The sequence below is a fragment of the Pseudomonas sp. WS 5021 genome (assembly GCF_012985535.1).
GTDB lineage: Bacteria > Pseudomonadota > Gammaproteobacteria > Pseudomonadales > Pseudomonadaceae > Aquipseudomonas.
Genome location: NZ_JAAQWP010000004.1, coordinates 237,843 through 252,950 on the forward strand (window position 1 = coordinate 237,843; position 15,108 = coordinate 252,950).

General features: G+C 59.9%; 12 protein-coding genes. 1 reads left to right on the forward strand and 11 read right to left on the reverse strand.

Features of this window, described 5'->3' with window-relative positions:
• Positions 1-2: 2 nt before the first annotated feature.
• From ccoO (HBO19_RS14580) to ccoN (HBO19_RS14605), 6 genes are all read right to left on the reverse strand, one after another.
• Positions 3-611: a cytochrome-c oxidase, cbb3-type subunit II gene (gene ccoO, locus HBO19_RS14580; RefSeq protein ID WP_029300047.1), complete on the reverse strand. Its 609-nt coding sequence runs from the start codon at positions 609-611 to the stop codon at positions 3-5.
• Positions 611-2,053 (reverse strand): cytochrome-c oxidase, cbb3-type subunit I, encoded by a 1,443-nt coding sequence (gene ccoN / locus HBO19_RS14585; RefSeq protein WP_057439486.1) that lies wholly within the window; start codon positions 2,051-2,053, stop codon positions 611-613. Before ccoN (HBO19_RS14585) ends, ccoO (HBO19_RS14580) begins: the two co-directional genes overlap by 1 nt.
• Before the next feature lie 536 nt (positions 2,054-2,589).
• Entirely contained in the window at positions 2,590-3,513 is a 924-nt protein-coding gene (gene ccoP / locus HBO19_RS14590) for a cytochrome-c oxidase, cbb3-type subunit III (protein ID WP_169954203.1), read from the reverse strand.
• On the reverse strand, positions 3,510-3,728 hold the full coding sequence (locus HBO19_RS14595) for a cbb3-type cytochrome c oxidase subunit 3 (RefSeq protein ID WP_169954202.1): 219 nt from the start codon (positions 3,726-3,728) through the stop codon (positions 3,510-3,512). Before HBO19_RS14595 ends, ccoP begins: the two co-directional genes overlap by 4 nt.
• A 3-nt stretch (positions 3,729-3,731) precedes the next feature.
• Positions 3,732-4,340 (reverse strand): cytochrome-c oxidase, cbb3-type subunit II, encoded by a 609-nt coding sequence (ccoO, locus tag HBO19_RS14600; RefSeq protein WP_029300055.1) that lies wholly within the window; start codon positions 4,338-4,340, stop codon positions 3,732-3,734.
• 10 nt (positions 4,341-4,350) lie between these two features.
• Complete coding sequence (gene ccoN / locus HBO19_RS14605; protein WP_029300057.1) at positions 4,351-5,775, reverse strand: cytochrome-c oxidase, cbb3-type subunit I; 1,425 nt, start codon at positions 5,773-5,775, stop codon at positions 4,351-4,353.
• Positions 5,776-5,854: 79 nt separating this feature from the next.
• Here ccoN (HBO19_RS14605) and HBO19_RS14610 point away from each other — a divergent pair, with 79 nt between their 5' ends.
• Positions 5,855-6,547, forward strand: coding sequence for an alpha/beta family hydrolase (locus tag HBO19_RS14610; protein WP_262380930.1), 693 nt, complete (start codon positions 5,855-5,857; stop codon positions 6,545-6,547).
• An 85-nt stretch (positions 6,548-6,632) separates the two neighbouring features.
• Here the strand turns inward: HBO19_RS14610 and HBO19_RS14615 are convergent, their stop codons facing one another.
• The 5 genes from HBO19_RS14615 to HBO19_RS14635 form a co-directional block, all read right to left on the reverse strand.
• On the reverse strand, positions 6,633-8,198 hold the full coding sequence (locus HBO19_RS14615) for a PAS domain-containing methyl-accepting chemotaxis protein (RefSeq protein WP_038442232.1): 1,566 nt from the start codon (positions 8,196-8,198) through the stop codon (positions 6,633-6,635).
• A gap of 84 nt (positions 8,199-8,282) precedes the next feature.
• Positions 8,283-9,455 (reverse strand): glycosyltransferase family 4 protein, encoded by a 1,173-nt coding sequence (locus tag HBO19_RS14620; RefSeq protein ID WP_170057745.1) that lies wholly within the window; start codon positions 9,453-9,455, stop codon positions 8,283-8,285.
• On the reverse strand, positions 9,452-10,660 hold the full coding sequence (locus HBO19_RS14625; RefSeq protein ID WP_346266494.1) for a glycosyltransferase family 4 protein: 1,209 nt from the start codon (positions 10,658-10,660) through the stop codon (positions 9,452-9,454). The genes HBO19_RS14620 and HBO19_RS14625 overlap by 4 nt, the downstream gene beginning before the upstream one ends.
• Positions 10,661-10,691: 31 nt before the next feature.
• Positions 10,692-11,504 (reverse strand): hypothetical protein, encoded by an 813-nt coding sequence (locus tag HBO19_RS14630; RefSeq protein WP_170057746.1) that lies wholly within the window; start codon positions 11,502-11,504, stop codon positions 10,692-10,694.
• Entirely contained in the window at positions 11,428-15,108 is a 3,681-nt protein-coding gene (locus tag HBO19_RS14635; protein ID WP_170057747.1) for a glycosyltransferase, read from the reverse strand. Before HBO19_RS14635 ends, HBO19_RS14630 begins: the two co-directional genes overlap by 77 nt.

Genomic DNA, 15,108 nt, shown 5'->3' on the forward strand with positions numbered 1-15,108 from the left:
GATCACCGTTTGCTTTTGATGATGGTGCCCAGGCCTTGCAGGTAGGCCACCAGCGCGTCCATTTCGGTCTTGCCCTTGACGGCTGCCTGGGCACCGGCGATGTCTTCGTCGGTGTAAGGCACGCCGAGGGTGCGCAAGACTTCCATTTTCTTGGCCGTGTCTTTGCCGTCGAGCTTGTTTTCCACGAGGAACGGGTACGCCGGCATTTTCGACTCGGGCACCACGTTGCGCGGGTTGTACAAGTGCGCACGCTGCCAGTCATCGGAGTAACGACCACCCACGCGGGCCAGGTCCGGACCGGTACGCTTGGAGCCCCACAGGAACGGGTGGTCCCACACGCTTTCGCCGGCGACCGAGTAGTGGCCATAGCGTTCGGTTTCAGCACGGAACGGGCGGATCATCTGCGAGTGGCAGCCGACACAGCCGTTGGCGATGTACACATCGCGACCTTCCAGTTCAAGGGCGGTACGTGGCTTCATGCCTTCGACCGGCTTGTTGGTGACGTCCTGGAAAAACAGCGGAACGATCTGGGTCAGGCCGCCGATACTCACGGCGATGACCATGAAGAAGGCCAGCAGGCCGATATTCTTCTCGACTACTTCATGCTTCATCAGTGAGCTCCCACGACGGCGATCTTGGTGGCGGCTTCAGCCTCTACAGGGTTGGAGGCACGCACGGTGCGCCATACGTTGTAGGCCATGAACAGCATGCCGCTGGCAAAGAACGCACCACCGAGGGCACGGACGATGAAACCAGGATGGCTGGCTTGCAGCGCTTCGACGAAGGAGTAGGTGAGGGTACCGTCGTCGTTGATCGCACGCCACATCAGGCCCTGGGTGATGCCGTTGACCCACATCGAGGCGATGTAGAGCACGGTGCCGATGGTGGCCAGCCAGAAGTGGGTATTGATCAGGCTGGTGCTGTGCATCTGCGCCCGGCCATAGAGCTTGGGAATCATGTGATACAGCGCGCCGATGGAGATCATCGCTACCCAGCCGAGGGCGCCGGCGTGGACGTGGCCGATGGTCCAGTCGGTGTAGTGGGACAGCGAGTTGACCGTCTTGATGGCCATCATCGGCCCTTCGAAGGTCGACATGCCGTAGAACGCCAGCGATACCACCAAAAAGCGCAGGATCGGGTCGGTGCGCAGCTTATGCCAGGCGCCCGACAGGGTCATCATGCCGTTGATCATGCCGCCCCAGCTTGGAGCCAGCAGGATGATCGACATGGCCATGCCCAGGGACTGTGCCCAATCTGGCAGTGCGGTGTAGTGCAGGTGGTGCGGACCGGCCCAGATATACAGGGTGATCAGCGCCCAGAAGTGCACGATGGACAGGCGATAGGAGTAGATCGGACGCTCGGCCTGTTTCGGCACGAAGTAGTACATCATCCCCAAAAAGCCGGTGGTCAGGAAGAACCCTACGGCGTTGTGGCCGTACCACCACTGGATCATCGCATCGGTCGCACCGGCGTAGGCCGAGTAGGACTTGAAGAAACTCACCGGCAGGGACGCGTGGTTGACGATGTGCAGCATCGCCGTCACGACGATGAATGCGCCGTAGAACCAGTTGCCGACATAGATGTGCTTGGTCTTGCGCTTGACGATGGTGCCAAAGAACACAATGCCGTAGGTCACCCAGACGATCGCCAGAAGGATGGCAAGGGGCCATTCCAATTCCGCGTATTCCTTGGTGGTGGTGAAGCCCATTGGCAGGGTGATGATGGCGCCGACAATCACCGCTTGCCATCCCCAGAAGGTGAAGGCGGCGAGACCATCGGAAATCAGTCGCGTCTGGCAGGTTCGCTGCACGACATAGTAGGAAGTGGCAAACAGTGCACATCCGCCGAAGGCGAAGATCACCAGGTTGGTGTGCAGTGGGCGTAGGCGTCCAAACGTCGTCCATGGCAGGTCGAAGTTCAACTCCGGCCAGACCAGTTGCGAGGCGATGAAGACACCGAGCCCCATGCCAAGGATCCCCCAGACCACCGTCATGATGGCGAACTGGCGGACTACCTTATAGTTATAAGCAGTCGGACTGATTGCTGTGCTCATTCTAAGGTTCCACGGTTTAGGTGTTTTATTAGGATAAAAATCGGTCGCAAGTATGGAGAAAGCGAGGTGCCATTGCAACGTAACGCTGACCTGCGTCAATGCTTTACAAACCAGATTCTGCGCCCTTTCCATGTTTGGCGTAAGGACAAAATCAAAAATGAAAAGCTGACGGGTTGGACAGGAATTTTGAGGGGGCGCAGGTACTTGTAGCGAGGTATGTACAAACAAGCTGGCGGAGTGACGAATGGTCAATGGCACGACAGCCGGTAACTGCCAGCCTTTGCGCCTGTCACCCTGCTGGAGTGTCTGACTCATCGAGTGCAAGTCTAGCTGCGACCGATCAACGCCGGCCCACTGTGGAAACAAGCGTAGACCCGAATGGCGAGAGGGGAAAGGTGTGCTTTAGAAGGGTGTGACAATCTGGCGCAGGGCGCAGTGGTTAGTAGCAAGCTGCAAGGGGCAGGTTTGGAGCGGGGAGAGGGAGGGCTGCAAGAGCCGAGTTGAGAACTCTTCTCTTGCAGCGTGTAGCTTGAAGCTTACTTCTGCTCTTTCTGCGACAGGCTGTAGACGTAGGCCGCCAGCAGGTGGACCTTGTCGTTGCCTTGCAGAGCTTCCTGCGCCGGCATCTGGCCCTGGCGGCCGTGACGGATGGTCTGCTGCAACTGCGCAAGGCTGGTGCCGTAGATGAAACCGGCAGGCTGCGTCAGGTTTGGCGCGCCCATGGCTTCAACGCCGTGGCCTTCTGGGCCGTGGCAAGCCACGCAGGTGGTGTCGAACGCTTGCTTGCCAGCAGCCAGGTCGACCTTGCTGTCAGCCGGCAGCGGCAACTTGGCCAGGTCGTGGCGTACATAGGCCGCGACGTTTTTCACCCCGTCCTCGCCTAGCACTTCACCCCAGGCCGGCATGGCGGCGTGGCGCCCGTTCATGATGGTCAGCTTGATCGCGTCTGCCGAACCGCCCCAGCGCCAGTTGTCGTCCGCCAGGTTCGGGAAGCCGTAGGCGCCCTTGGCATCGGAGCCGTGGCACACCGCGCAGTTGGAGGCAAACAGGCGGCCGCCCATTTTCAACGCTTGCGGGTCCTTGGCTACTTCTTCCACGGGCATGGCTGCGAATTTGGCGAAGATCGGCCCGAACTTGGCGTCGGCCTTGGCCATTTCCTTGTCCCATTCCTTGGTCTGGGTCCAGCCGTCTTCATAGCCCGGCAACACGCCTTTCCAGTTGCCCAGGCCCGGATAGAGGATCAGGTAGCCGACGGCAAACACCAGGGTGCCGGCGAACAACATGAACCACCACTGGGGCAGGGGGTTGTCGTACTCCTCAATCCCGTCGAAGGCGTGGCCCATGGTCTGGTCGACGCTGCCCTTGGTCTCGCCCTTGCGGGTGCCGAACAGCAGCCAGGTCAGGCCGATCAGGCTGCCGAGGGTCAGTACACAGATCCATGTACTCCAAAAGGTAGTCATGGCCGAATGCTCCTTGTTACAGGCTCTTCTTGAGCGTCGGATGGGGTGTCGATGGCGTCAGGCTTAGGCTCATCGGCAAATGGCAGCAGGCAGGCCTCGGCGAACTCCGGGTTGCGCTTGGAGTTGAACACCCACAGCGACAGGCCGATGAAGGCAATTGCCACCACCAGCGTGCCGAGGCCGCGGATCATTCCGGTATCCAGTTCAAAACCCATGGTTCACCTCTTGCTCTTGATTGCAGTGCCGAGCACTTGCAGGTAGGAGACCAGGGCGTCCATTTCGGTCTTGCCCTTGAGGCTGTCCACGGCCGCGGTGATGTCTGCGTCGGTGTACGGCACGCCGAGGGTGCGCATGACCTTGAGCTTGGTTTCGGTGTGGCTGCTGTCGACCTGGGCGGTGACCAGCCAAGGGTAGGCCGGCATCTTCGACTCAGGTACAACGTTGCGCGGGTTGTACAAGTGCGCGCGGTGCCAGTCGTCGGAGTAGCGCGCGCCAACACGGGCCAGGTCCGGACCGGTACGCTTGGAACCCCACAGGAACGGGTGATCCCACACGCTTTCGCCGGCGACCGAGTAGTGGCCGTAGCGTTCGGTCTCGGCGCGGAACGGCCGGATCATCTGCGAGTGACACTGTACGCAGCCTTCGCGGATGTAGATGTCACGGCCTTCCAGTTGCAGCGCGGTGTAGGGCTTCATGCCTTCGACCGGCTTGTTGGTGACGTCCTGGAAGAACAGCGGGACGATCTGCGTCAGGCCGCCGATACTCACGGCAAGCACCATCAGCAGCATCAATAGGCCGACGTTCTTTTCAATCGTTTCGTGTTTCATCATCGACTCCTCAGGCCATCTGCGCCGCAGCGGCCACTTCGGCAGGTTGTGCCGAACGCACGGTGCGCCAAGTGTTGTAAGCCATCAGGAACATGCCGCTGAGGAAGATCGCTCCGCCCACCAACCGCACGATGAAGCCTGGGTGGCTGGCCACCAGGGTTTCGACGAAGGAGTAGGTCAGGGTGCCGTCTTCGTTGACCGCACGCCACATCAGGCCCTGGGCAATGCCGTTGACCCACATCGAAGCGATGTAGAGCACGGTGCCGATGGTAGCCAGCCAGAAGTGCGCGTTGATCAGGCCGAGGCTGTACATCTGCTCGCGACCGAAGACTTTCGGGATCATGTGGTACAGCGCGCCGATGGAAATCATCGCCACCCAACCGAGAGCGCCGGCGTGTACGTGGCCGATGGTCCAGTCGGTGTAGTGGGACAGGGCGTTGACCGTCTTGATGGCCATCATCGGCCCTTCGAAGGTCGACATGCCGTAGAACGCCAGCGATACAACGAGGAAGCGCAGGATCGGGTCGCTGCGCAACTTATGCCAGGCGCCCGAGAGGGTCATCATGCCGTTGATCATGCCGCCCCAGCTTGGCGCCAGCAGAACCAGTGACATCACCATGCCCAGGGACTGTGCCCAGTCCGGCAGCGCGGTGTAGTGCAGGTGGTGAGGACCGGCCCAGATGTACAGGGTGATCAGTGCCCAGAAGTGCACGATGGACAAGCGATAGGAGTAAACCGGACGCTCGGCCTGCTTGGGCACGAAGTAGTACATCATCCCCAAAAAGCCCGCAGTGAGGAAGAAACCTACGGCGTTGTGGCCATACCACCACTGCACCATGGCATCCGTCGCACCGCCGTACAGCGAGTAGGACTTGGTCAGGCTGACCGGGATTTCCAGGTTGTTGACGATATGCAGGATCGCCACGGTGATGATGAACGCACCGAAGAACCAGTTACCGACATAGATGTGCTTGGTGTTGCGCTTGGCCACGGTGCCGAAGAACACGATGGCGTAGGCGACCCAGACGATGGTGATCAGGATGTCGATCGGCCATTCCAGCTCGGCGTATTCCTTGGAACTGGTGTAGCCCAGTGGCAAGCTGATTGCTGCCAGCAGGATCACCAACTGCCAGCCCCAGAAGCAGAACGCGGCGACTTTCGGCGCGAACAGCTGGGTCTGGCAGGTGCGTTGCACCGCGTAGAAGGAGCTGGCAAACAGCGCGCAGCCACCAAACGCGAAAATCACCGCGTTGGTGTGCAGTGGGCGCAATCGACCGAAACTGGTCCAAGGCAGATTGAAGTTGAGTTCGGGCCATACCAACTGGGCGGCGAGAAAAACCCCGAGCCCCATGCCGACGATGCCCCACACCACCGTCATAATGGCGAATTGGCGGACCACCTTGTAGTTATAGGCGGTACTTAAAGTAGTGTTCATGGTTCCCCATCCACGGTTCAACCCAAGCAGATGCGGCACTTGGGCTGGAGTTATAGGCAGACTAAAAAGCGAGGCAAGCATGGGCAAAGAGCACAAGGCCAGTATTGACGGGGATCAATGGGCGCAGTGTGTGCGTGAACACGGGTGGTTATGGAATGCGGCCACGAGCGTTGACGCGGGCCAATCACCGACGCTGATCCTGGCTCACGGTGCCGGCGCGCCGATGGACTCGGGCTTTATGGACGACATGGCTGTACGCCTTGCCGGGCATGGCGTGAACGTGTTGCGCTTCGAGTTTCCCTACATGGCCCAGCGCCGTGTGGATGGCGGCAAACGCCCGCCGAACCCGGCGCCAAAACTGCTGGAATGCTGGCGCGAGGTATATGCCCAGGTGCGACGTCATGTCGCTGGGCCTTTGGCGATTGGCGGCAAGTCCATGGGCGGGCGGATGGCCAGTTTATTGGCCGATGAATTGGCGGCTGATGCACTGGTGTGCCTGGGGTATCCGTTCTATGCGGTGGGTAAGCCAGAGAAGCCACGGGTCGAGCATCTGGCAGGGCTGAAGACCCCGACCTTGATTGTGCAGGGCGAACGCGATGCGCTGGGCAATCGGGCGGCGGTGGAGGGGTATGTATTGTCGCCGAGCATCGAGGTGATGTGGCTGGTGGCGGGGGATCACGATTTGAAGCCGTTGAAGGCTTCGGGGTTTACCCATGAGCAGCATCTGGAAGCTGCGGCGGGGAAGGTGGCTGGTTTTCTCGGCACCCGTTAGGGCCTCATCGCAGGCAAGCCAGCTCCCACATTTTGAATGTATTCACAGATCAAAATGTGGGAGCTGGCTTGCCTGCGATAGCGATCTAGCGGTTAAACCGCTCCACCAGCGAATACTGCGTATTGGCCGTATGGGTCAGCTCTTCACTCAACTGCGCCGAATTCAACGCCTGCTCCGAAGTCTGGTCCGCCAACAGCGCAATGGTGCTGATATTGCGGCTGATCTCTTCGGCCACCGAGCTTTGCTCCTCGGTCGCGGCGGCGATCTGGGTGGTCATGTCGGTAATGTGCGCCACCGCCTCGCTGATCCCCACCAGCGCCGCGTCCGCTTCCATCACTCGCGCCACGCCTTCTTCGGCCTGGCGATGCCCGGCATCCATGGTCTGCACGGCGGTGCTGGCGGTCTGTTGCAACTTGGCGATCAGGGCGTGGATCTGCCCGGTGGATTCGCTGGTACGTTGCGCCAGTTGCCGCACTTCATCGGCCACCACCGCAAACCCGCGGCCCATTTCACCGGCGCGCGCCGCTTCGATGGCGGCGTTCAGGGCCAGCAGGTTGGTCTGGTCGGCAATGCCCTTGATCACATCCACCACGCCGCCGATCTCGTCGCTGTCCTTGGCCAGTTGGGTCACGGTCACGCCGGTTTCCCCAACCACCACTGACAGGCGCTGGATGGCTTCGCGGGTTTCGCCCGCGATATCACGCCCGCGCCCAGTCAGGCGATTGGCCTCCTGGGTGGCGTCAGCCGTACGTTGTACATGGCTGGCGACTTCCTGGGTGGTGGCGGCCATCTGGTTGACGGCGGTGGCTACCTGCTCGGTCTCCACGCGCTGGCGTTCCAGGCCGGTCGAGCTGTTGTGGGCCAGGGTGTTGGACTGACGCGCCTGGTCGTTGAGGTGTTCGGCGGTGTCCTGCAAGCGGGTCAGGCAGGTCTTCAGGCGGGCTTCCTGGCTGAGGATCGACATCTCCAGGCGTGCTTGCGCGCCACGGCTGTCGGTGTACATCTGCGCGATCAGCGGGTCGGAGGTGGTCTGTTCGGCCAGGCGCAACAGGCGCTTGAGACCGCGCTGCTGCCAGCTCAGGCCGAGCAGGCCCAGCGGCACCGACAGTGCGGCGGCCAGGGCAAAACCCCAGTGGGAGTTGAACCAGATGCCGATCAGGAAGCTCAACTGGCTGACCAGGATAAACGGCAGCCAGTCCTGCAACACCGGCAGCCATTTATCACTGCGCGGGATGGCCGACTTGCCCTGGTTGATCCGCTGGTACAGCGCTTCGGCACGGCGGATCTGCTCGGCGGTCGGCTTGACCCGTACCGACTCGTAACCGATCACCTGTTCGCCGTCGAACACCGGGGTCACATAGGCGTTGACCCAGTAGTGATCGCCGGTCTTGCAGCGGTTCTTGACGATGCCCATCCATGGCAAGCCTTGTTTGAGCGTCGCCCACATATGCGCGAACACCGCGGCCGGCACATCCGGGTGACGTACCAGGTTGTGCGGGGCGCGCATCAGTTCATCCCGGGAAAACCCACTGATCTCGACAAACGCGTCGTTGCAGTAAGTGATCACGCCTTTGGCATCGGTCGTGGAGATCAACCGTTGTTGAGCGGGGAAGGTACGTTCGCGCTGGGTAACGGGTTGGTTATTACGCATGATTGATCAATCCGCAAGGCTTTGACAGGTTGTCGGCCCCGGCGGGCTTTTATTTAACTTATTTTTGCAATAATCGGCGGGCGCTTATCGGGTGCTCAGTATGTCGATCGCCATGTGTTGCTGGATGGTCGTGCGCGCGTAATCGCGAATGAATGCCGAACGGTCGGTGGGTTCGAGCCTGAGTCGAGCCAGGGCGGCGATGGCGGACTCCAGGTCTGCGGGGGCAAACACTGCGGTGTTGGCGATATGGGTGGTGGCGAAGTGTTTTGAGTAACCATCCAGGCCCGCCAGGATCGGCTTGCCGGTGGCGGCGTACTCGAACAATTTTGAGGGTATGACTTTGAGGAATGCCTTGAACGTATTCAGGTGCAAAAACAGCACATCGGCCTGGCGATAGTGATTGATGAGCTGGGCGCGGGGCATGGGGGCAATCAGCTCGACATTGGTGATGCGCAGGCGTTGCAGCTCATCGCGCAGCTTGTTCAGTGTGCCGCCATGGCCAATCACATAAAAGCTGGCACGGTCGGCCAACCGTTGCGCCAGTTGCGGGATGATTTTCTCCAGGCCCTGGCCGGCGCCGATGTTGCCGGCATACACGATTTTCAATCGGCCGGCAGGTGCGCAGGGTATGCCTTGGGGGAGCGCTGACTGGAAAAACAGATCGTCAATGCCATTGGTAAAGGTGGCAAACCTCTTGTGCGGATAGCGCGCGACGAAGTAACCGAGAAACCCCGGTGACACCAGGTTGATCCGCGAGGCCTGGTTGATCGTCAGTCGCTCGACCACGGCAAACAGCCGGGCGAGGATGTTGCCGCGCAGGCCAGGGAAAAGCTCGGGTAGCACATCGACGAAAATATCGCGGATATCCAGATAGAGCGGGGTCTTGCGTGCCCGGGCAATAGAGGCCGCCAGCGCGGCGGTCATCAGCCGCGAGGAGGAGGCAAGGATCAAGTCGTACTCCTTGCCCTTTATCGCTTTGCGTACGCCATGGGCATAGGCCGCAAACCCCCTTGCCTGATCGCGGAAGTTGTTGGGGGGCCTGGGCAGGGCTATGCGCGTAATACTAAGCCCCGGTCGTTGTGGGCCATCGCTGCCTGCCACGTAAGAGGCGGCATAGCGGTTGGGACAAGTGGTGAGCAAGTCGATCTGCGCCTCGCCGCCAGGGCGTGCGAGCAGGGCCTCGACCATCGCTTCGACCCGAAATGCTGCCAGGTCAGGTGGGTAGTAGTAGCTCAACAACAGGATACGCATCGTCATGGATGCACCTGGCCCATGCCCGTCAACCGGTAGTACAGCGTTACCAGCTCTGGCTCCTGCTGTTCCCAGTTCAGGTACCTGGCGGCAATTCGTGTGTTGCCGGCATACCTGCGGCGTAGCACAGGGTCATCCAGCAAATGCCTGAGAGCCGCGCGCAATTGCAGGTCGTCACCGGCCGGTACCAGCAACCCGATGTCATGGGCTTTGACAATCCGGCGAATCTCCGGGAAGTCCGTGGCTATTACCGGCAGCCCGGCGATCACGTACTCGAACAGCTTGTTGGAGTCGGTGGTGAAGTGGTTCAGGCAGGTGTGTTCGATGGGTTGCACGCCAATATCGGCTGATGCGGTGTAGCTGGGCAGATCCGCCAGGGGCACCACGGGGATAAAATGCACGCGCTCGGCCAGGCCCAGTTCATCGCGCAATGCCAGCAGCGGCCCGCACAGATTTCCGCCCCCAATCAACACGAAATAGGCATCCCGTACGCTTGCCGCTACCCGCAGCAGGCGCTCCAGCCCGCGTCCCTGCTGCAATCCGCCCTGATAGACGATGATCGGCCAGGGCTGCACCAGCCCCAGTTCATGGCGGATCCGTTGTGTTGGCGGGCTGCTGCTCAACCGTGGCCGATTCTGCAGCACCAGCGGGCGGGCAATGGCGTAAGCGCGGGCAAAGAACTTCGCCCGCGTCTCGGTGGTGGTGATGTTGCCGTCAGTCCTGGGCATCAGCGTGCGCTCGACCCGCGCCACCCACTGGCGATAGCGCCCGTAACCTTCGCGGCTGGTGCTGATTTCGTGGGCGTCATACACCAGCTTGGCCCCGCTGAGCCGGGCGGCGAGCCAGGCGCTGGGCAGGGTATTGACGTCATGGGCATGGATCACCGTTGCGCGATGCCAGGCGATACGGGTCACCAGGCCGATATGTGTCCATACCCGCGCAAGTACGCGCAGCACTGACATTGGCTTGCCAGTCGCCGACGCGCCCCTCGATTGTTGCGCCTTGGCGCTGCGCCACCGCCATAACGGACGCCGCGCGACTCGTATCACCTGAGTGCCATCCGCGAGGGTTTCTTTTTGGCAGGTTATACCTGGGGTATGCAGGGCAAACACCGTGACTTGATAGCCCGCCGACTGAAGTGTCTGGGCCTGTTTCAACACGCGGGCGTCGTTGCGAAATTCGTTCCATACGAGCATGGCAATACGAGTCACGGGAACCCACTCCTGTTCGGCACGTTGGCAATCAATAGGCGAAGAACAGCGCATTGATTTTCTGTTGATGGTTTTTCAGGTAGATAGCGTCCTCAATCATCGACTTGAGCCGGGCAAGGCTTTGCCGGACCAGAATCAATGAAATGAGCGCGATAGAGATGGGGGCAGGTGTCATGTACAGAAAGTCCATGACCATGAAGGCAAATGTCCCCAGGAACCCCAGGGACGAAAGTGCATTGAGCAACGCATGATGGTGGCGCTGCACAATTGAACGTATGCGGTGTTTACGGTTGTATAAAACGATGATCAGTGTTGTGACCCCCGCAATATAGGCCAGGGCAATGGTCAGCAGCGCCGGGTAGATGTAAAGCAATAGGCTCAGGGCAATGGTCACAAAGCTGGCCGCAGACAAGCCTCGGGTGAGCCTGGAGAACGCCAGTACTGCTAGAGATCGCTGGTTACCCAGACTGTTGGACTTCTGGTTGTGGTTCATTAGTTGGTAGGCGCCCGTTCTCGAATAACGTGACGCGATAACTTCCGACAGCAAATAGAGGCCATAAAACACAGCGGTCAATAAACTGAGGCCAATAATCAGCCAGGGTTTGCTGAACGACTTGAATGCCTGCGGCAAATATTCGGGAATTGCCTCGGAGCCCAGCAGGATGAGGATTTTTAGCGGTAACAGGAACGTTACGATCAATAGGCCTTGCGCGCAAAAATGTGCGGTATGGGCGGTGAAAGTTGCGGTCGGAGTGACTCGTATGAATTTACGAGCCAATGACATGCACCAGCCGAGTGTCGATAGCAGGATTATCTGGAGTGTCGACTCTTTCTCGATGGTCATTTGTGTCTCGTATGAGGTTGAGTTCAGCTTTTGAAATCTGCAGCGTGTCGCTTTGCATGACCACGCGTTGTCTGGCGTTCAGGGATTTTTCCTGGAAAGTGCAGGGGTGCAGGAACAGGGTTTCAATGGCTTCGCTCAGCTCGATGAAACTTTCCGGGGCCGCTAGAAAACCACTGTTGTCATCGACAAACTCCGGTATTGCCCCGACTCGATTGGTGATCGGTACCAGGCCCGAGGCCATTGCTTCATCACGAGAGACACCTTGGGTATCCATGCGGCTGGGGCACAGGAATACCCCATAGTGTTTGTGCAGTTCGGCGATTTCGGACTGTTTCAAGTAGCCCCTTTCAATCTGTACGTTGGGGTATTGGCGCAGGGGCGCCAATGTCTCCTCGAATAACGGCCCATCCCCGATCAGGCGAAACTGCAGTTCACTGAACCAGGGCTTTTGCGCCAGCAACTGGATGGCCTTGACGCTCAGGTCATTGGCATAGGTGCGCGATGCATAAGGGCGGATCGAGAGGATTTTCTTACGCTGTTCCGGCGGTTTTTCCTGATAGGAAAACAACTGGGTATTGATCGGGTTGTGAATGATCCGGTACTGGCTTTTTGGCAGGCGAAAGCCCAGGTCTTCCATGACCTCTTCGGCAAAGTGATGCGATACGAAGACCAACTGCAAATTGGCCGGCATGGGGTTTAGCAGCTTGCGCCAGAAGCCCATGCGCCGCTCGCTTTCGAGCTTGCCCAGTTGCCGTTGCGCATCGCTGCCATAGTTGTGCGCCCGACGCCACCATGGCTGGATTTCGGAACCGTGCACCCAGACGATGGTGGGGATGGCGTGCAGGCGCAGGACTTCCCACATCTGCGGGTCCAGAAAATGCACCAGCACCGATTGATAACACCTTGACCCAAGCATGTTGGCCAGGGCTGCCTGGGAGCCAGTGATGACATCGACGTTTTCAAATTCTTGATAGCTGACCGGCTCATTTGCGCGCAGGCGAAACACATCCACCGGCAAGCCTTGTGCTTGATAGGCGCTCACACGGGTGTGCAAAAAGCCGTTGCGGTACAGATCGTCATAGGCCGGGTAGTGGTTGGTCAGCAGTAGGTGCCCGGCCTTGGCGAGCAGTGTGGATGGCTGGATATCACGATGGCCGAGGACCAGTTCCTTAATCGTGGAACTGCCGCTTGCGTAAGCACGGATTCCCAGGCGCACGTAGGCGGTTTCGGGAGGGACCTCACAGCTCTGGTTGCGATTGGCCGTTTGCAGCAGATGGCTGATGCGTTGTTTCTGTGCATCCAGGAACAGGACGACCAACTGAATGTTCAGGCCTGGGGTGGCGTCGAGGAACAGTTGCAGAGGCGCGTCGGTTGCCAGTTGGGCCACGGGCAGTTCCTGCCTGGCGTAATGGTACTCGTGCCTACCGTCCGCCAGGGATGAGGAGATATGCCAGGTATCGGCATCGACCTTGGTTTGCAGGAACTTGCTGGCGATGGGGGCAAACAGTTTCGCCAGGGCTGCACCACTGATGTACGGCGTACTGGCGCTCGCTTGCAGCGGGGGAATGGTTTCGGCGTGCCGTTGCAGGGTGGCGAGGCTCACACCGCTATCCACCGCAAGATCATCCACCATGGCGCTGACCTGCTGCGGGTGGGTGCCCGCCGCGTTTTTGCAGTAGTTGAAGACGTCGCTCGCCAGGGCCTTCGGGTTGCGGTACTCAAGGGAGGGCAGGGCGTGGAGCCAGTCGCCAACCGTTTGGCTGGCCAGCAATGAGGGCTTGATCAGCGCGCAACGGGCGGCGATGGCGCTGGCGCAGCGGTAGTCCTGCCCGGCATTGTGCAGGTGGATGCCATGCTCATCGGCTACGTAGTGCGCCGCCTTGCCGATCACGTTGGCCTGGCTGTAGCGCGTGGCCAGGGCCAGGTCGAGCAGGTAGTGGGGGCCGTAGTAGTCCTGCGCGACCATCGCGCCAACCCAGGCGGCGCCGTTGGCCAGTTCAGCCACGGTAACGGCGTTCAATTGCGTGCGGCTGATCAGGTGTAATCGCGGGTCTGTTGCGGTTACGCCCGTGTTCACCACGACCTTCATGATGATATTGCTGTAGCGCTGGCGCTGCAGGTGCCGGGTCAGTGCCAGCAGCTCGGCATTGTTGAGCGCATTGGCGATGATGCAAATCTTGGGCAAGGGATCGTCTTGGGGCGTGCCGCTGACTTTGGCCATGACATAGCGCAAGCGATGGGCGTAGGTATGTTCCTGCATCACTTTGCGCAAGCCGGCCAGGCGCAGTCTGGCGCTATGTTGCGGGTTATCCGCCAGCGCCTTGAGCCGGTTGAGCATGTGCGCACTGTTGTCGGTGGTAATTACCAGATCACCCAGCAATACGCGCAGGCCGCGGGAAAAATTGCTGACAGTCAGGGTGTTGGAGCCCAGCAGCTCGAAGACGCGCCGCGCGAACATGGACTGGGATTGCTTGATCGAGTTGAGGTTGACCCCGTAGCGATAGCCTTTGTAGGCCAGGTCCATGTGTGCAGGGCTCAACGTGCCGACGATGTAGGGTTGATATTCGGCGGGGAACTGATAGTTGGCGTCTTGTTTGCCGAAGTTGCGATCAAAGATCTCCAAGGGGCGCAAGCGTGGCAGTTCGCTGATGAGATTGACCAGGTCACGGGTCCGTTCGGGATAACGGACGTAGTAGGCACCGGCAAAGCAGAACCCGTCCTTGCGTTCATACAGCTCAATCGGGTTGTGCACCACGGGCTGGCAGGCAAAGGGCAGCAGGTAGACACGCTCGTGACCCAATGCGCCTTTATAGCGCTGAATGCAGTCGATATCGGTGGTGAATACAAAGTCCAATTGCTTGGCCGTGTTGAGGAAGGTTTCGTAGTGCACGGGGTCTTCCTTGTTCCAGAACACCGTGGGCACGCCGTGCTCCTTGCACCACTGCAAGGTGCCCCGCAGTTCCTCGCAGTTGTGCCCCACTTTGTTGTGCCACAAGTCATCCTTGCCGCGCCAAGCCGACTCGATAAACAGAAGCTCGGGTTGGAACGCTTCAAGTTCTGCCAGGTAGTGGGCCGGGGTCAGTTGCAGCAACTGGCATTCGTGGCGGTAGGCATCGTAGGTAAACGGGTCCATCACGCAGGCCACTCTCAGTGGCTGGGCATTGTCCTGGGCGCCTGGCAACAGGTGGTCGTGGATGTAGTCGGCCTCTGCCAGCGGACGGGGCCGGGGTGTCGCTGTAACCGGTGCCGTGGCTGGCAGCGGCTGCCGTGGGTGCTCAGCGCTTGCTTGCTGGGTGATCGGACGGCTCCTGCGGGCCTGGCGGTACAGCCTGAACAAGATCGCTGGCAGGCGCAGCAATGCACCCAGCGAGCGGGTGCCGGCCTTCAATTGATAACCCAATTGATAGGTCAGGCTGGCGCGCGTCTTGATCAGCCGCTGTTCTGCCAGGTGGCGCTTGGCATTGGCACTGTGCAGGTTGTCGTTGAGCGTGGCGATCTGCTCACGGGCTTGGCTGAGGGCAGCCTGCAGCTGTTCGCTGGTAGCGCGTTGCTCCTCCAGGTCGTGGCGCACTTGCTTGTGTGCGGCGCGTTCCATCGCATTCAT